The sequence below is a fragment of the Candidatus Binataceae bacterium genome, assembly GCA_035508495.1.
In the GTDB taxonomy this organism is placed as follows: domain Bacteria; phylum Desulfobacterota; class Binatia; order Binatales; family Binataceae; genus JASHPB01.
In genome coordinates this window covers 86,457-104,061 of record DATJMX010000052.1, presented here as the reverse complement: position 1 = coordinate 104,061, position 17,605 = coordinate 86,457, and the positions used below count along the sequence as shown (strand labels likewise).

General features: G+C 61.7%; 18 protein-coding genes. 3 read left to right on the top strand and 15 right to left on the bottom strand.

What is annotated here, in order from left to right; all coding sequences use genetic code 11:
- Positions 1-46: 46 nt before the first annotated feature.
- The 3 genes from VMA09_17130 to VMA09_17120 are packed head-to-tail and all read right to left on the bottom strand — an operon-like array spanning position 47 to position 3,306.
- Positions 47-1,375 (bottom strand): glycosyltransferase family 87 protein, encoded by a 1,329-nt coding sequence (locus VMA09_17130; GenBank protein ID HUA35336.1) that lies wholly within the window; start codon positions 1,373-1,375, stop codon positions 47-49.
- 4 nt (positions 1,376-1,379) lie between these two features.
- Positions 1,380-1,994: a class I SAM-dependent methyltransferase gene (locus VMA09_17125; GenBank protein ID HUA35335.1), complete on the bottom strand. Its 615-nt coding sequence runs from the start codon at positions 1,992-1,994 to the stop codon at positions 1,380-1,382.
- Between the two features lie 31 nt (positions 1,995-2,025).
- Positions 2,026-3,306: a glycosyltransferase family 87 protein gene (locus tag VMA09_17120; GenBank protein ID HUA35334.1), complete on the bottom strand. Its 1,281-nt coding sequence runs from the start codon at positions 3,304-3,306 to the stop codon at positions 2,026-2,028.
- A gap of 161 nt (positions 3,307-3,467) precedes the next feature.
- On the opposite strand from VMA09_17120, the gene VMA09_17115 reads away from it, so the two are divergent.
- Positions 3,468-4,334, top strand: coding sequence for a CPBP family intramembrane glutamic endopeptidase (locus VMA09_17115; GenBank protein ID HUA35333.1), 867 nt, complete (start codon positions 3,468-3,470; stop codon positions 4,332-4,334).
- Here VMA09_17115 and VMA09_17110 read toward each other — a convergent pair.
- From VMA09_17110 to VMA09_17080, 7 genes are all read right to left on the bottom strand, one after another.
- A complete protein-coding gene (locus VMA09_17110; protein ID HUA35332.1) occupies positions 4,290-4,757 on the bottom strand; it encodes a hypothetical protein in 468 nt (155 codons plus the stop codon). The two genes, VMA09_17115 and VMA09_17110, sit on opposite strands and share 45 nt — an antisense overlap.
- 87 nt (positions 4,758-4,844) lie before the next feature.
- Positions 4,845-5,045: a rhodanese-like domain-containing protein gene (locus VMA09_17105; protein ID HUA35331.1), complete on the bottom strand. Its 201-nt coding sequence runs from the start codon at positions 5,043-5,045 to the stop codon at positions 4,845-4,847.
- Position 5,046: 1 nt separating this feature from the next.
- Complete coding sequence (locus tag VMA09_17100) at positions 5,047-6,411, bottom strand: neutral/alkaline non-lysosomal ceramidase N-terminal domain-containing protein (GenBank protein HUA35330.1); 1,365 nt, start codon at positions 6,409-6,411, stop codon at positions 5,047-5,049.
- Between the two features lie 5 nt (positions 6,412-6,416).
- Complete coding sequence (locus tag VMA09_17095; GenBank protein HUA35329.1) at positions 6,417-7,673, bottom strand: DegT/DnrJ/EryC1/StrS family aminotransferase; 1,257 nt, start codon at positions 7,671-7,673, stop codon at positions 6,417-6,419.
- A gap of 39 nt (positions 7,674-7,712) precedes the next feature.
- Entirely contained in the window at positions 7,713-9,170 is a 1,458-nt protein-coding gene (locus VMA09_17090) for an amidase (GenBank protein ID HUA35328.1), read from the bottom strand.
- Between the two features lie 50 nt (positions 9,171-9,220).
- Entirely contained in the window at positions 9,221-9,520 is a 300-nt protein-coding gene (locus tag VMA09_17085; protein ID HUA35327.1) for a putative quinol monooxygenase, read from the bottom strand.
- A gap of 114 nt (positions 9,521-9,634) precedes the next feature.
- Positions 9,635-10,060: a VOC family protein gene (locus VMA09_17080; GenBank protein HUA35326.1), complete on the bottom strand. Its 426-nt coding sequence runs from the start codon at positions 10,058-10,060 to the stop codon at positions 9,635-9,637.
- 138 nt (positions 10,061-10,198) lie between these two features.
- Here VMA09_17080 and VMA09_17075 point away from each other — a divergent pair, with 138 nt between their 5' ends.
- The gene (locus VMA09_17075) at positions 10,199-11,341 is read left to right on the top strand and encodes an acyl-CoA dehydrogenase family protein (GenBank protein ID HUA35325.1); all 1,143 of its coding nucleotides are present in this window, start codon (positions 10,199-10,201) and stop codon (positions 11,339-11,341) included.
- Here the strand turns inward: VMA09_17075 and VMA09_17070 are convergent.
- The 4 genes from VMA09_17070 to VMA09_17055 form a co-directional block, all read right to left on the bottom strand.
- On the bottom strand, positions 11,331-11,666 hold the full coding sequence (locus tag VMA09_17070) for a hypothetical protein (GenBank protein ID HUA35324.1): 336 nt from the start codon (positions 11,664-11,666) through the stop codon (positions 11,331-11,333). The genes VMA09_17075 and VMA09_17070 overlap by 11 nt on opposite strands.
- A gap of 66 nt (positions 11,667-11,732) precedes the next feature.
- Positions 11,733-12,512, bottom strand: coding sequence for an SDR family oxidoreductase (locus VMA09_17065; protein ID HUA35323.1), 780 nt, complete (start codon positions 12,510-12,512; stop codon positions 11,733-11,735).
- A 1-nt stretch (position 12,513) separates the two neighbouring features.
- Entirely contained in the window at positions 12,514-13,455 is a 942-nt protein-coding gene (locus tag VMA09_17060) for a UDP-glucuronic acid decarboxylase family protein (protein HUA35322.1), read from the bottom strand.
- A 25-nt stretch (positions 13,456-13,480) separates the two neighbouring features.
- Entirely contained in the window at positions 13,481-14,662 is a 1,182-nt protein-coding gene (locus VMA09_17055) for a DegT/DnrJ/EryC1/StrS family aminotransferase (GenBank protein ID HUA35321.1), read from the bottom strand.
- A gap of 163 nt (positions 14,663-14,825) precedes the next feature.
- Between VMA09_17055 and VMA09_17050 the strand changes: the two genes are divergently transcribed.
- On the top strand, positions 14,826-16,487 hold the full coding sequence (locus tag VMA09_17050; GenBank protein HUA35320.1) for a glycosyltransferase family 39 protein: 1,662 nt from the start codon (positions 14,826-14,828) through the stop codon (positions 16,485-16,487).
- Here the strand turns inward: VMA09_17050 and VMA09_17045 are convergent.
- Positions 16,484-17,548 carry a L,D-transpeptidase family protein gene (locus tag VMA09_17045; GenBank protein HUA35319.1) on the bottom strand — a complete coding sequence of 355 codons (1,065 nt, stop codon included), beginning with the start codon at positions 17,546-17,548 and terminating at the stop codon, positions 16,484-16,486. The two genes, VMA09_17050 and VMA09_17045, sit on opposite strands and share 4 nt — an antisense overlap.
- Between the last annotated feature and the right edge of the window lie 57 nt (positions 17,549-17,605).

Here is a 17,605-nt window from a genome sequence, read left to right as displayed (position 1 = left end):
CGTCGCTACCGCAACGAGGTCAGTCGCGCCCGGTTGGACGAATCGGTTATGCAGGACTAGCTGCGTGCGACGATTGAGTGAGCGCCGCCGTGTCTGTACTCGGTTCTCTTCGCGAGTCTTGTAGGATCATTACATATGACGCAGCGAACGTGAGCACTACTGACCAAAACAAGCCCTCAGATATCTGATCGGCCAGAACTTGATGCCCATACACATAATACTCAATACGAGATAATTCGATCGCGACGTCAGCCAGCAGATATGCGGCGATGCCAAGAGCGATCGCCAGGCGGGTGGCCGTGCCGCGATAAGCTGCAAATGCCAATTGTGCAAGGGGTATCAGGAGCAGCACCATATAATGCGGCCATGCGATCGGTGTGACTAGCACCGTCGTCGTGATCAACAGACCAAAGGCCGGCTCGAGTGATTTTCCCCGCTCTCGCAGTCGCAGAGCCGCCCGCAGCGCCAAGGCGAGAACGAGCAGGTTCGTCAATGTACTTACAAACGTTAGTGATCCAAGGTGGTGTGCCCTTATGTCCGCCTTGGTGCTGAAGAATTCGTAAAATCTGAAATAGGCTCCCGGGATGCTCACGATCGGCAGGATCGGCGCACCGTGACCCGGAAGCGCCGTACGTACGAACGCCCCGAAGAAGTCGAGTGCATCGCGTCCCATGAGCAGCATGCTGAGAACAAACCCGAAGACAAATACGAGTCCGGCGCATGCGACCCCTTTCCATCGCCGATCGGATACGAAGTAGATAATCAGAAGCATCGGAAAGATCTTCAGCAGTCCGGCCAAGGCCAGGATCGAACCAGCAGTGTCCTGGCGATTTTGCCGGAGTTCTCGCATGACTAGAACGAATAGGAACAGCAGCGGAATCTGGATTTGCGCGAACACGAAGTGAATATCGACCGGCAAGTAGGAAATCGCGAAAACAGCCGCAATTGCGGCCAGCGGCATGGGTAGCTCAGCAGTTAACATCAGAGTCAGCGCCGCAACGAAGAGGACGGCGCTCAGGCTGATCCAGATCCAGTAAGCGACGATTGGTCTGAATTTCACGAACTGCTCGAACAGTAAAAGGGTAGTCGGCGGGTAGTTAGTTCGAAGAACGGTCCCGATTGAAAGCCCTAGTCTGCTCGCCAACGGAGTCAGATCGCCACGATACGGATTGAGATGCCGGCGTATAGCGAATGCCCAGGTGTAGTAGCTCGAGAAATCCAGCCCGATGATTAGCGGACGGCGCAGGTAGATAATGTAGCAGAGCTCGATCAGCGCGAGCGCGGCGGCGATGATCGCCACATCGCGGCGATTGGCCGCCCATTCGACGAGCGAGCGCACGCGGCCCGTGACCTTCCCGGGCTTCACGGCGGGCATCGAATCACTTGCGGGCGAGGACGCACGCCTCGGTCCATGGCGCGATCCTGCATGTCTCGATGCGTATTTCACCAAAGCAGGCCTCGGTCAGCAGGCATTCTATCTTGTGTGGATCCAGGCTCGGCGGTTCCCGTGGAGCGTTTGGGCGTGGTTCCTTCCTGAAGGCGAGCGCTAGAATGCCGCCTGATTTCATTGTGCGCCGGATTTCGCGTAAGTCGTCCGCCAATGAGGGCCAGAAGTAGATATTATTGATGCTGCAGACCTTGTCGAACTCGTCGTTTGGATATGGGATTGCCGAAACGGTACCTGGCTTGAGCTCGACACGCCCATTCGCCAGGTAGCGTCGATTACGAGAGCTTGCCAGCGCAATCATCGTTGAAGATGGATCGATGCCAGCAACTTTACCTCTGCCGGTCACGCACTCGGCGAGCATCGTGATGCATCCGCCCGGGCCAAAGCCGATTTCGAGCACGCGGTCGTCGGGATCGATTTGCAGCTGCGCGACGACGAAGCGGTTTACCTTGCGATTGGATACCAGCATGATTCGCCCTGCCACGCGACCGGCGAATCCCGTCGGATTGCGGAACTGAGCGGCCACACGGCCTGGCAGGTCGTTCATCAGCAAGGGCTTTCGATCGACAAAGGGACAATCAAGATGCGCAATCCTCGGATGCCGTAGTTGCGGGAGGGCGTTTGTCAACGGTCAGTATATACGCGGCTATATAGGTCATAATCGTGGAAACGAACATCCCTTCGATTAGCCATAAGCCCCTCTCCAAATGATTATGTGTGAAGCTCTTGTGCGCGGTTACGCCCGAAACCTCCGCCAGCAGACAGGCGCTCAGTGCCAGCCATGAAACGATCGCAGTCGTCTCACCGGCGAGCGCAGCGTAAGCGATCTGGCAGAGCGGAAACAACAGCAAAACCATGTAGTGCGACCACGAGTTTGGATAACAGACAGTCATCGCAGCGATACAAAAGCCAAATGCATATTCCGTTCGGCGCGGATCGCCTCGTGACTTCAGAATTGCAAGCGACGAGATGGCTAGTAAGCCAAGCTCCAGGATCGCTTCGACGACGTTCCGTAGAATTACGAGCGAAGTGTACGCGTCGCCCGGATCGAAGCGATGATAAATGCGGACGATTGTGCCGTCGATGCCGACGATCGGCGACTCGAGTGTTCCTGGGACAGGAGTGACGTGGCGGATGACGGTATGGAAGAAACCAAACGATGTTGGCCCGACAATCGCCAAGGTGATCGCAAAACCGGCTGCGAGCACAATCATCGTGAATCCGAGAGCGCGCCATTTCTGCATGCAGACCAGGTACAGCATCATGAATAGCGGGTAAGCTTTTAGCAGTCCCGCGACTCCGAGCCACGCACCGGCGGCGAGATCGTTGCCGCGCCGCAAATCACGCCACATAACGACGAGCATGAACAAAATCATGATCTGTGTCTGCTGAAAGATGAAATGGATCCTCAAGGGCTGGTAGAAGAGCGCGATCGATATGACAATCAACGCTGTGGCCCGGGAAACGGACTTCGTCGTCGGCACCAGCAGCGCTAACGATGCGATCAGCAGGACAATCGAGATGCCGCACCACACCAAATATGCCGTCGAAGGCGTGAGGAACGTGAGTGGCTCGAACATCAAAAGGAAAGTGGGCGGATAGTCGGCGTGACCAATTACGCCGATATTGACGTTGAGCGTCTTCGCGTACGTGAACAACCAGGTCTGATAGGGATCGATGTGATGACGCAGCGTCCACGCCCACAAGTAAAATGAGCTGAAATCCAGGCCCGGCAATTTGCGCGGATAGGTATTGCGCACCAACTCGATCAGGTGGATCGCAGCCGCGACGACAGCGGCTGTTGCCACCCACCGCGAGCGCATCGCGGCAGCGAGCATCTCCCTCCATTTCGATGGCATCAGTCGCAACTGGCTGGACGAATCCGCGACAGGCTCAACTTCCTCTTGGTGCCTCGCAAGCATCCGCATTCGTAGCCGCCGTTGCCCGCAGGGTCAAGGCGACCGGAGAAGGCTTGCATGGCACCCGGGCAATCGGTATCGGTCGGACGCCGGAAAACCGCATGTCGTTCACTTCCAGACTGGCGCTAACGCTCGCGGCCGCAATCGGCGCCGCAGTATTGCTCGCACCGATCGCAGGAATGCTGGTCGCGGTGGCGGGCTTTCACATCCCGTTCCCCCGCATCTTCGATCGCGTCGTGATGGTCACAGTTTTCGTCGCTCTTCTCTGGAACAGCCGCGGCCTGCGATTCATACCGCTGCTCAGCGCGGGTTTCGCCAATCCCGCCGGCAACCTGGGGCGCGCACTGCGAGGATTCGTGGCCGCGCTCGTCGTGATCGCCATACTCGGAGCACTGGCGCTCGCGATGGGCGGCTGGGCGAGCGCATCGCTCGCTGCCGCAGCTTCGCGATTTCCGAAATACCTGCTATCGGCGATCGCGATCGCGATTATGGAGGAGGCCTTCTTCCGCGCGTTTTTGCTCGGAGGCTTGAAGCGCGACTTTGGTCGAATGGGCGCGTTGATCCTGAGCGCGGCCGTGTATTCGATTGCGCACCTGGTGCGTTCTCCATCGGCGTTTTATGTGAACGGCTTCGAGCCGGGCGCCGGATTGATCACGCTCGCGCACAGCGTCGATCAGATGCGCCATCCGACGACCGCGATTCCCGTTATGCTCGGCCTCTTTTTGCTGGGAATCGTTCTCGGCGAGGCATTTTTGCAAACCGGAAATGTATATCTGTCGGCGGGCCTTCACTGCGGTTTCGTGCTCGGATCGAAGCTGTGGCCGAAGTTGATCGCAGGCCGCAACGCCATTCCGCTCTGGCTCGCGGGCGTCGGTCCGGTTCCGCTCATCGGCGGCGCCGCGGCCTGGGCGATGGCGATCGTTCTATTTTTCCTGCTGCGTCCGCTCGGCGCCGATCGCAGGACTTGAGTTTTCCAGACAATAGCGGCCGAGGTACTTTCCCATCCCTGTTGTGATCAGAATGTAGCGATGATCCTTGAGCAGCTTTGCCGCGAGTGCCGGCGTCATTTCAGGACGAGCGGTTTGCGGACCGCCATTGACGTAATCGATAGCGGCGCCCTCAACTCCGGCTTTTTCTATCGCACCGAGCAGGACGCCGTCGCGATTCAGCACCACCGCGTGGGGCGAATCAGGCCGCAGTGACGACGCAGCGATCTGATCTTCGGATGAAAGCCGCGGCACGTCATCGGCCATCAGCTGATCGATGCGGTGACGCCTGGTGGCCGAGATCCACAAATCGCGCGGACCTGGAAACAAGTTGTTGATGAAGTACGGAAGCGGACGGATTCGCTCGACGATTCCGGCCCGCGGCTCGGTCGGCAATCCGCGCATCAGCCAATCCGCCTTGCCGCGCAGATAGTGATGAACGCGCGTGAAGCCAAGATACTCGAGCTGCGCCGCAGCCCGCGCGCTGAGGTCTCACAATGAATCGCGGCAATAGACGATTATCGGCGTTTCGCGCGCGAGCTTTTGCCGCGCCTCGCGGAGCACTCTGCCAAGCGGCATATGAATCGCGCCGGGAAGGTGAACGGGGTTGTACTCATGAGCCGGCAGCGCGTCCACGACCTGCGCGCCTTCGGTAATCAGCCGCAGCACTTCGTGATGATCGATGCTGCGCAAGTCAGTGCCTCTCAGATCGCATCGCCATCAGTGACTCTAGAACCGTCGCTACGATTGCATCACCGGATCCCTCGGCCACGCGCGCCGTATCGACTTCGTAGCCGCCCTGCGCGTAAGCCTCGCGCGTCGGGATGTATCCGATCAGGTCGTTGCAGTAGCCCGCGACGAAGGTACGGTCGAAGAGCGGATTTGCCTTGAGCGCGAGGCCGAGCTCGACAAACAGCTCGCCGGGGATTCCCGCAATCGCGAGACCGCCGATCGTGATCAGTGTCAGCGTGGTCGAGATCTCGCGCCGCGCCAGATCGACCCGGCGATCGCGGCGGTTCTGCTCTTCGAGGCCCTCGATCGTGGCGAGCTGCGTGAGCGAGAGTTCATGCTGATCGCGCAGTCGTTTCAGCTGGATACCCTCGCCGCCGCGATGGTTGTTGAGTGATGCTTCAGTCTGCGCGGCGCAGCGCCGTGCATCGGCGATGAGGTCATCGAGCGGTCGCAGCTTGAGAGTGATCGGAACGCGGCGGAACGCGACGGGCGCATCCTCGATTGCTTGCGCCCCGCCGACCGCAGCGAGCACCGCGCGTCCTGCGGCAGTACCATGCTCGCCTGCGACTTCGAAGCTGCCACGGCCGCGCGGATCGATGTTCCCGGTGGCACCCTGCAGGAAAATCGTGATCGCGCCTTCGCCTTCGGCCGTCGATTCGATCTCGTCGGCGGCGAAGCCCGGCCAGTCGCGCGAATAGAGCAGGTTGTCCTCGCACAGCACGACGGCGTGGCAGGGATAATTGAAGATGATCACGATCGGTGCGCCGTCATTGGCATACACGCCGAGCGCGAGCGCCTCGGGATCGGCGACGCCAGCGTAGTTCGGGGCATTCTGAATCGACCCGTCAGCGCGCCGCAGGCGCCGATTTGTTCCGAGTGTGAAACGTGCGCCGGCTGCTCGAATCGAGGCAAGCTCGAGTCGCTCATTGGCTTCGACGACGGCGCGCGCAATCTTGTCGGGCAGCGCGCGCTCCCACTCCAGATCGCGATCGTCGCCTGCTTTCGCATCAGCCGCAGGCGTCGCGAAGATGTTGAAAAGCGGGGCCGAGTGCGTGTGCGTTGCGCAGATCATGATCGCGTCGGCGGCGATGTCCGTCTTCGCCGCGATAGCCTCGCGGATTTGATCGGCAATTCGAATTCCGATCGCGAGAACATCGACGCTTACGATCGCGATTTTCGTAGCGCCGTCGGAAATCACCACCGCCTGCGCGGCGAGATCGTCGTGGACGCCCGAGGCGCGCCCGATGCGCCGGCCGTATCCCGCCATCGCGATTCCCAGTGGAGGCTCGAGCTTGACGCGCGCCGCGCCGGCCTGAAGGCGGCCCATCGTCGTCACGCAGCGCGCTCGAGCCGCGCGGTTTTGAGTTCGCGCGCATGCGCCGCGACCTTGGCGGCGGCCGCGACTAGATCGTCAACGTCGCGCTCATCGCCGAGCAGGCATTCGTGCGGAATCGCGACCATCGCCTGCTCGAAGAGCTGCTCTGCAACGGGACATTCGGCGGGCGCATCGGGATCCGCGCCCGCCAGCTCACACGCAACGCGGTACGGTTTCACTTCGCGAGGGAAGAGAGCCGAGCGATAGACCGGTTCGTTGCCGACCCCGGCCGGGATGCCCTCGGCGCGCAGCGCGCGCACGAAACGATTTCGCGACACGCCCAGCGCGGTTTCATCGACCATGAAGATGAAGGCGTAGATCACTTCGCGCGTGGTGCGCGGATCGCGCGGGATCGCTTTGAGTCCGCGAATCGCGTCGAGGCCCTCACGCAGGCGCGCTGCGTTGCGGCTTTTCGTTTCGATCTGCTCAGGCAGGCGCGCGAGCTGGGCGATAAGCACGCCGCATTGCCATTCCGTCATGCGATAGTTGGCGCCGAGGAGCGGCTCCTCGAATGTGTCGCCCGGGCGCCGCCGGCCGCAGTTGATTAGCGACTGGCATCGCTGCTCGAGGGCGGCGTCGTTGGTCGTGATCATCCCGCCTTCGCCGGCGGTCATCGGTTTCGTGGTTTGAAAACTGAAACATCCGAGCGCGCCATGCGCGCCGACTCCGCGCTCGCGCCACGCCGCTCCGGGGACGTGCGCGCAATCTTCGACGATTGGAATTCCGTGTGCGCGCGAGATTTGCGCAAGCGCATCGAGATCGGCGAGCGTCGCGCCGTAATGTACCGGGATGATCGCCTTGGTGCGGCGCGTGATGAGTCGTTTCACGGACTCGGGGTCGATACACACAGTATCAGCGCGCACATCGGCAAAGACCGGGCGCGCGATACAAGCAACTGGAGCATAGGCGGTCGCAGCGAACGTGATCGCGGGAATGATTACTTCGTCGCCGGGGCCGATGCCGAGGGCTTTCAGCGCGGCTTCCAGAGCCGTCGTGCCCGATGTCGTCGGAATCGCGAAGCGCGCGCCCTGAAACGCGGCGAACTGCGCTGCGAACTCGGCGGCCTTGCGATTCGGCGACGGAAACCCGCCCCAGCTTCCCGCTTCGAGGACTTCCGTAAGCTGTTCGCGTTCGCGCTCGTCGAAAGTCGGCCAGCGTGGGAATGGCCGTTCACGCAGCGGCTTGCCACCGAGGATTGCAAGTTGAGAAGCCACGAGTACCAGAATATCGCGGCAGCATCGTCACCGGAAATCTTATCCGAAGATGGAAGGAAGGCGATCGGACCATGGCGCCGCCTGCTCGATCTGGGTCGCCAGCCTCAGCAACAGATCTTCGCGTCCGTAGGCTGCGACCAACTGGATGCCGAGCGGCATTGCGTCAGCCGTCATATGCAGCGGCAGCGAAATCGCGGGATTGCCCGCCACGTTCCAGGGAATCGTGAAGGGACTCATGATGGCCTGGCGGCGGCCGCTCTCGGTCGCGTGATCTCCCGGTTCGAGCTTGAACACCGCGATCGGCGGAGGCGGCGTTGCCAGCGTCGATGTAAGCAGGATGTCAAACCCCTCGCTCCACCACCGGGCAGTCGCACGCGTGAAGTCGTTGACCCACTGCCGCGCGAGCAGGAGCCTCACGGCGGAGACGTTCCTTCCGCGCTCGATGAGCCACCACGTCCACGGATCGAAGTCGTCGGCTAGCAGAGGGCGCCCGAGGATCTTCTCCGCTTCGACCGCAGTGAGAGCTTCGCTGGCCGCGACCAGGACTCCCACTTGCTTGCCGTTGTTCTCGTCGTCGAGCACCGCGGGATGGTTTTGTTGGACGCGATGGCCGAGCGATTCGAGCAGTTTCGCAGTGCTGCGGACCGCGTTTGCACACTCGGAGTCAATTCCGGGATGAAAGCTGGGGGCGCGATCCATAAAACCGATCTTGAGCGCTCCCGGGGACGTGCCGGGTTCGAGACGGAAGGGGCGTACCGGCGTAGGCGCGGTGAACGGATCGCCCGCGCAGTATCCGCTGATAACGTCGAGCGCGGTCGCTGCGTCGCGGACTGAGCGCGCGACCACGCCATGCTCGCCGAGTCCGTGCCAGATATCCGCGTGTGCGGGGCCGTTCGAAGTACGCCCGCGCGAGGGCTTGAGGCCCACGAGTCCGGAGAATGACGCCGGGATACGAATCGAGCCGCCCGCATCGTTGGCGTGCGCGATCGGAACCATCCCCGAGGCGACCGAGGCGGCCGCGCCGCCGCTCGATCCTCCGACTCCGCGCTCGAGATTCCACGGGTTACGCGTCGCGCCCCAAGCGGCGGTTTCGGTCGCGAGCGACGGACCCCATTCGGGCACAGTAGTTCGCCCGAGCGTGATTAAGCCGGCGGCGTGAAACTTCTCGGCGACATGCGCCGTCGAGCGCGCTTTGAAGCCGATATCTTTGAGCGGTTTCCATCCCCAGCTGGCAGGCTCGCCCGCGACCATTTCGCCGAGGTCCTTCAGCAAGAACGGAACGCCGCGGAAGATCCCGTCGGGCAGCTTGCGCTGATCGGCGGCCTCGGCGCGCGCATTGTCGAAGCGCGGATAGATGACGGAGTTGATTTGTGGATTGAGCCGCTCGATGCGCTCGATTGCGGCTTCGACCAGCTCGGACGGCGACGCCTGGCCCGAGCGCACCAGCTCAGCCTGTGCGCACGCGTCGAGCCTCGCGATTTCAGAAGCGTGGGTCACGTCGAATTCAGGTAGCGGCGCGTGGGGACGCCACGCGCCGTAGCTGAATCCTACTTCTTGTCCACTTCCTGCAGGACGTGAACTTCGGGGCGGCCATCGAGATGAGGGCCGATCTTGCCGCCGAGTTCTCTCATGTGCGCGGTCTTGCCGTGCGAATCGACCGCCGCCTGGTCGGTGTACAGCTCATAGAAAATGAAGGTGGTCGGATCCTGCACCGACTTGTGCAGAATGTACTGCAGCGTGTTGGGTTCGTTGGCGCGGACCTGTTTGATCATTTCCTTGAAGGCGGCTTCGACCTGGGCTTCGCTGCCGGCCTTGGCCTTGATTTTCGCGACGATAGCTACTGACATTGGTATCTCCTCGAGGTCGGGATTGCGGCTGGCGGGAAAATCTCTCCGCGGCCACCTGTGACTCGAAAGCTCGTCATATCGACAGCCGGGCGGATTTTCAAGGCGAGACTTCCGCTACGATTTCGCCGTGCCGTCCGGACTCGCTACCACGACCACGTAGCCGTCAGCGTCGCGCAGCCACATTTCCCAATGATTCGGCGCCGGATTGATATGCGGCTCGAGGACGAACTCCGCGTCCAACTCGCGTGCCCGCCCGACGGCCGCATCAAAGTCATCCAGCTCGAACCACAGCAGGACGCCGTGTCCGTGCGGAGCCGCGTCGGCATTGATGAGATTTGGATGATCCTCCTCGTCCCAGGCATGAATCTGAAGGATCAACTCGCCGCCGCAAAACAACCGATCGTATCTGTCGCGATGGCGGTGTTCCGAAAGCGCGTCGAGGCCCAGCAATTGTTGATACCATCGGCTGCTTGCCCGGACATCGCGAACCGCAATCAGAGTCTGAGAACGAACTTTCGCTCGTCGCACGGTTGATTCCATATCTTACGCTCCTCAATACCCCTACAACGGTAGGACGGGCCAGAACGTTACGTCGAGGCTCTTTTCTCGGGGCGCGCGCTCGGTTAACAACCATCACGGCGCCCCGCGCGCCAATCGGTCCGCGACAGAGAGGCAATCATGCTGGGTTTCGAGATCACCGACGAGCAACGCGAGCTGAAGGCGCTGGCGCACAAATTCGCCGAGCAGGAGATCATCCCGCACGCGCGCGAGTACGACGACAAGGAAATCTTTCCGCGCGACGTCGCGCAGAAGGCCTTCGATGCGGGGCTCATCAACTTCGGTGTGCCTGCCGAGCTGGGAGGACCGGGGCTCGATATCCTGACGACGTGCCTGGTCGGCGAAGAGCTCAACTACGGATGCGCCGGGATCACGAACTCGATCGCGGCGAACGACCTCGCGACCTTGCCGATCGTGATCGCGGCCAACGACGAGCAGAAAAAGCGCTACCTCGGCGCGTTGACCGAGAAGCTCTCCTTTTGCGCGTTCGCGATCACCGAACCCGGCGCGGGTTCGGACGTTGCCTCGATGAGCACGACGTATCGGCGCGAGGGCGACGAGTTCGTGCTCAACGGCACCAAGCATTTCATCTCCAACGGCTCCGTCGCCGACTGGATCGTCACCTTCGCGACGTCCGACAAACGCCTCAAGCACAAGGGCATCAGCTGCTTCGTTTTTCCCTCCGATACTCCGGGAATCACGCGGCGCCGAATGCACGGCAAGCTCGGGCAGCGCGCGGCCGACACGGCGGAAATCTTCTACGAGGACGTGCGCATCCCGGCCAGCGCGATGGTCGGGCGCGAGGGCGAGGGCTTCAAGTACGCGATGGCGACCTTCGACAAGAGCCGCCCCGAGATCGGCGCGATCGCGGTTGGCGTGTCGCAGCGCGCGCTCGACGAATGCCTCAAGTATTCTAAGCAGCGCAATGCGTTCGGACAGCCGATCGCGAACTTCCAGGCGATCCAGTTCATGATGGCTGACATGGCGATCGAGATCGAAGCGATGCGCCTGCTCACGTACAAGGCCGCATGGCTGGTCGATCGCGGCGAGAGCCCCAACGTCGTGTCGAGCTTCGCGAAAGCTTTCAGCGCCGACGCGTGCATGAGAATCACGACCGACGCGGTGCAACTCTTCGGCGGCTATGGCTACATGAAGGAGTATCCGGTCGAGAAGCTGATGCGCGATGCCAAGCTGTTGCAGATTTACGAAGGCACGTCGCAGATTCAGCGCGTCGTGATCGCGCGCAATCTGCTCAGGGAGTAGCGTTCGGCGAGTCCTGATCGTGATCCCTGGTCGCGTCGGTAGGATGCGGCAGCGGAGGATCCTGGGTCGCGGGCTCGTTGCCGGTCACGGCGCCGACGAGGTTGCCCTTATGATAAACCTCGACCTCGCCGGTCGTCGGATCGGGGAAGAGGTTCCAGTCATCCGGCGGCGGCGACTGGGGCCCCTGCATCACGACCGATGGAACCGCCTGCGGCGGCGGAGGCTGCGGAATCGGCGACGGTGACGCGTAGCATCCCGCGAGCGCCAGCGCCGCGGCCGCCGCGATACCGCTTAAGATGGCCTGACTTTTTGAAAACGAGTTCATTCTCGCCGGCAGATCTCTATATTCTTCCCGGCGGATAGCTACCGCAATAGCGGCTGACGTTACAGTCTAGGTTGGCTCTTCGCGGAACATCGCGGCTGCGATTCGCCGGACTATCGCGCGTGGGGCGAGGCGGGTTGATTGCGCCATCAGGAAGTTCATTAGGCCGTTGATGCGGACCGCACGGCCTTGCTTCGCTGATGCGATTCCCTGCGCGACTACTGTTGCGGCATCCATGTATGCGAAGTCGGGAAAGGCCGCTTCTGCTGTATTGGCCACGGCTTGGAACTCGGTGCGTGTTGGACCCGGGCATAGCGCGAGGACTGTCACGCCGGACTCGCGCAACTCGCTTGATAACGCCTCTGAAAAACTCAGGACGAACGCTTTCGTCGCGCCGTAGGTCGCCATCCACGGGACTGGTTGGAAGGCGGCGGTCGATGCGACGTTGATGATCGTGCCGCTTTTGCGCGACGCCATCGCGGGTGCGAATAGGCGGCACAGCGCGACGAGCGCGGTGACATTCAGCTCGATTTCCTCGATCTCGCGCTCCATCGGCAGCTCGCAGAATGTGCCATGAGTGCCGAAGCCGGCGTTGTTCACGAGGTAGCCGATTTCGAGGCCCGCAGCGGTGACATCGGTGTGGAGCTGAGCGAGGGCTCCTGGGGCTGACAAGTCGGCGGCGAAGATTGCGACCTTCTTTGCGCCGAGCTCACGAGCCTTCAACGCGACTGACTCGAGCCGATCCTTGCGCCGCGCGACAAGTGCCAGGTCGTGGTGCTCGCGCGCGAGCTGGTAGGCGAACTCCTCGCCGAGGCCGCTCGATGCGCCGGTGATGAGTGCGGTCGTCATGTCAGGCGCGGATGAGGCCGAGCTCTTCGCGGAAGTTCGTGATCGTCTTTTCGAGGCCCGCCCGCAGCGGCGTGCTCGGCTGCCATCCCAGGACCTTTTTCGCGAGATCGATATTCGGACGCCGCCGGACAGGATCATCGGGACGCGCCGGCTTGAGCACCACCTTCGATGAGCTGCCGGTCAGACTAATCGCGAGCTGCGCGAGCTCGTCGATCGTGAATTCGTCGGGATTGCCGATGTTCACCGGTCCGATGTGCTGCTCCTGGTTCATCATGTGCACGAGCGCGTCGATGATGTCGTCGACGTACGCGAACGAGCGCGTCTGCTTGCCGTCGCCGTAAATCTCGAGCGGCTCGCCGCGCAGCGCAGCGACGCAGAAGTTGGAAACCACCCGCCCGTCGTTGATCGCCATCCGGGGCCCGTAAGTATTGAAGATGCGCACGATGCGGATGTCGACGTTGTTCTGCCGGTGATAGTCCATCATCAGGCATTCGGCGACGCGCTTGCCCTCGTCGTAGCAGGAGCGCACGCCGATCGGATTCACGTGCCCCCAATACGATTCGGTCTGCGGATGCTGCTCCGGGTCGCCATAAACTTCGCTGGTCGAGGTCAGCAGGATTCGCGCGCGCACGCGCTTGGCGAGCCCCAGCATGTTGATCGCGCCCATCACACTCGTCTTGATCGTCTTCACCGGGTTGTACTGGTAATGAACGGGCGACGCGGGGCAGGCGAGGTTAAAGATGCGATCGACCTCGAGCAGAATCGGTTCGACTACATCGTGGCGCACCAGCTCGAAGTTCCTGTTGCCGATCAGATGCGCCACGTTCTGGCGCTTGCCGCTGAAAAAGTTGTCGAGGCAGATAACCTCGTGACCGTCTTTCAACAGCCGCTCGCATAGATGCGAGCCGAGGAATCCCGCTCCACCGGTTACCAATGCACGCACAGCAGTATTCCTCCCGCGCCGCGCTTTAGCGGCGGTTTTCGCGCGCGATCGCGAGAACGGTTTCGATTACGTAGTCGATATCCTCGTCGCTCATCGAATAGTAAATCGGCAGCGACAGGCAGCGGCTGAATATGTCTTCGGCGATTGGATAGTCACCCATCCGATAGCCATACATCCGCTGATAATAATGCATCGTGTGCAGTGGGATGCAGTGCACCGAGCATCCGACACCGCGCTCGCGCAGCGTTTCGACGAATTCGTTGCGGCCGATACGCAGAAGCTCCGGACGCAGCCGCAGGATGTACAGATGCCATGCGTGCTCGACGCCGGGCTCGACGTATGGAACCTGGATCGAATCGACTTCGCGAAGAGCCTCGCTGTAGCGTTGGGCGATCTCGGTGCGGCGGCGCTTGAAATCCTCGGCGCGCTTCAGTTGCGCGAGTCCGATCGCGGAGTGCACGTCGGACAAGTTGTACTTGAAACCCATGTCGTGGATTTCGTAGTACCACGAGCCGCTCTTGTCGTAGCGCTTCCAGGCGTCCTTGTTCATGCCGTGGAGGCTCGCGACGGCAATTTTCTCCGCGAGCGCATCGTCGGCGGTCGTGATCATGCCGCCCTCTGCCGTCGTGAAGTTCTTGGTCGCGTAGAAGCTGAAGCAGGTGAGGTCGCCGATCGTGCCGACCTTGGCCATCCCGCGGCCTTCCATGTAGCGCGCCGAGCCGACGGCGTGGGCAGCGTCTTCGATGACCTTGAGATTGTACTGCCGCGAAATTGCGAGAATGCGATCCATGTCGCAAGCCTGGCCCGCGAAATGAACCGGCAGCAGCGCGCGCACGTGCTTGTGCTTGCCGCTTTCGAGCGCCTCTTCGATCCGCGCGGGATTGATATTGAAGGTGCCGGGATCGACGTCGACGAACACCGGCCGCGCGCCGAGATAGCCCATCACCTCGGCGGTCGCGGTGAAGGTAAATGGCGTCGTGATGATCTCGTCGCCGGGCTGGATGCCAATTGCCCATAGCGAGAGATGCAGCGCGCCCGTGCAGTGCGAGAGCGCGAGCGCATGCTTGGCGCCGATGTACTCGGCGAACTCCTGCTCAAAACGCTTGGTCTTGGGCCCGGTCGTGATCCATCCGGAGCGCAGCGCTTCGAGCACTTCGCGCTCTTCTTCGGGGCCCATCGCGGGGCGGTGAAAGGCAACCTGTCGCATCGTATGGTCGTTGAGTTCCCGTTGCGTAGTGGAATCGGCCGTCATTCAGGAGCGGTGAGGGAGGGGGCTCGCGCGCACAGAGAAAACCGGATAAACACTTCGTTCGATCATCTGGCTCCTGGCGCACAGCGAAGTATAGGGGATAGCCGGAAATCGGAGCAAGTTGGCATTGAAGCGCGCTGGATGGCTTGCGTGCGGGGGCGTGGCGCTCTGGTACCTGTTCGCGTGGGCGATGCTGCGGCCGCTCGCCGACGCGCCGGTCGCAGATAGCTGGCTCTACGGCGAGGCGGTGCGGCGCTACCTGCAGACGGGCGAAGTCCGTTTCGCCGGGTACACGCAGGCGATGCCGATCGCTCAGGTGTACTACGGCGCGGCCTGGGCCAGGCTCTTCGGCGGCGGCTCGGCGTCGCTCGAAATCGCCGATGTGGTACTGGCCGCGCTCGGCGCGATGATGTTCTATGCGCTCGCGCGGCGATGCGGCGCCACGCCGATCCCGTCACTGATCGCCACGGGCTGCCTGCTTGGAAATCCCTGTTACAACTTCCTCAGCTTCTCGTTCATGACCGAGATTCCGTTCCTGATGCTTGTCATCGCGGTGAACCTCGCGTTTGCCGAAGGAGAGGGCCGCTTCGAGGCGCTCTGGATGTGGCTCGCTGCGATTCTCTCGGTCGTGTGCTTCATGATTCGGCCGTTCGCCGCGATGACGGTGCTCGGATGCGTCGCGGCGATCGTGCTGTACGGCTCAGGCGTGCTCCGAGAGCATCCGTTTGATCTGATGCGGATGGTGCGCGGGTTGTTTCCGTTCGCAGTCGCGTCGGCGACGTGCGTCGGAATCTGGTTCTGGCAGATGGTGCTGAATCCTCGGCCGTGGGACCTCGAGCGCAACCTCAATCACTTCGGCTTTCTGTTCCAGGTGCCGATTTCAACATACCTGCGCGCTGGAGTGCTCGGGCCGCTGATTTATTTAGGCACCGTGCTAAGTCCGATCGCGCTGCTGCAGTTTATCGGCGAGCGCCGAAGGCAAACGATCGCATGGGCGATCGCGATCTTTGGATCAACGTTGTTTCTGAGTTTCATTGATCACCGGCTGCCGGTCACGCCCGAGTATAGCTGTTTCGGCGGATGGGACAACGTGATGATCCTGCGCGGTCTGCCGAACCGCTTCTACTGGAACGGCGACTGGCAGTATTTCTGGATGGCGCTCGGAAGCGCGGGCGCAGCTGGACTGATCGTTGCGGCGCGCGATCTCATTCCACGACTCGGACGCGCACCGTCGGCGATTATGATCGCCGCGATCGTCTACTGGCTCGCGATCGTTCCGCTATGGTTCTTCAACGATCGCTACTATGTCGTGATGGTTCCTGCCGGATGCCTGCTGCTCGCGCTTACGCCATGGCCGAAGCTGCGGGTCGCGCCGATGCTCGCGGGAGCGCTCACGCTGATCCTCATGATGTTGTCGCTCGGCGGAACGTATGCGTACCAGCGCGGCCTGCTGGCGGTGACTTCGGTGCGCGATGCGCTCGAGCGCGAAGGCGTACGCCGCTCGGCGATCGATGCCGGCTACTCGCTCAACGGCAACGATCTCTATCGCTACCCGAAACACGGCATCGATTCGATGAAGCTCGAAGCCGGAATCCCGATGATCACGTCGCCCGGTGTCGACGAATACACGCTCGCCAGCGCGCCGATCGCCGGCACACAAATCGTCAGCCGTTTCAGTTGGCCGGGGCCATTCGGCCTAGGCTCGCGCGAACTGTATGTGCTGAAAAAAGCGCACGCGTATCAGGCCGGCGCGGCGCCCGCCAAGACTCAGCCGCGATTCTAGCTCGCGTCGCCAGCGTCGGGTGGCGGGCCGGGCATGATGTAGGTCGGGATGCCGGTTTTCTCTTCGACGGCTTTCTCGAGCTTCTGCATGTCGATCTGATCGGAGATGCCCTGCTCCTTAGCCGTCTTCACGGCATAAGCCCACAGACCCGCATAGCGCCCGTACAAATCGTCATGCACTTCGACGTAGATCGCATCGCCGCGATAGCCGTACTTGATCGGCTGGTAGGTGAACTCGCCCGGCGTGCCGATCTTCACCTTGTTGAACAGGCGCTCGATGTCCTCTGGATAAAGCCGCACGCATCCGTGGCTCACGGTCATCCCGACGCCCCATGGAACGTCGGTGCCGTGCAACGCGTACTCGGGCAGCGTCAGCTCGATGCGATACTTGCCGAGAGGATTGTCATCCTCGCCGCCCGGGACGACGTGGTCGGCTTCGCCATCGCGCTCGAGGTGTTCCTCGTAAATATCCTGCGGCACGACCCAGGTGGGATTTTTCGTCTTGCCGCGCACGCGCCAGTCGCCGACAGGTGTCTTCCAGTCGTAGCGGCCGAGTCCGACCGGGAAGGTGTAAACGACGGTCGGCATCACGCCGAGGTGCGGCTCGTGCTTCGTCGTCATCGCTACCGGTTTGATCTTGCTCTTCGAAATCGGACCGGTGGGCGACGGATAGTAATAGTAGATGCGCATCTCGGGGATGTTCAGCACGATACCGACGTGATTACCGGCCGGCAGGATATGCTCGGTGGGGAGAATTATCTGCTTGCCGACGGGAGGTCCCCACCAATCGATCTTGCCGTTGGCATCGGAGATTTCCTTTGCCGTCACGCCGAACCATCGCCCGATATCGAGCAGCGTATCGCCTTTCTGGATCTGGTAGGTGACGAGATTGCCGATGATATTGTCGCGGCCATGCGGCAGCGGGTAGGCGTAGAGCGGTCGGCGGGCGAATTCATCTTCGCTCCAGGCCGAGGCCAGTCGCGGCGCCAGGACCATGGCCGCCAGCATCAAAGCTGCGGACACAGCGACCACGATGAGAGAGATTCGTTTTCGTGAAGTCATCACGCCACCACCGCTAAGTTAACGCCGGCTCCTGCCGCCGCCCATCCACTGCGGAAA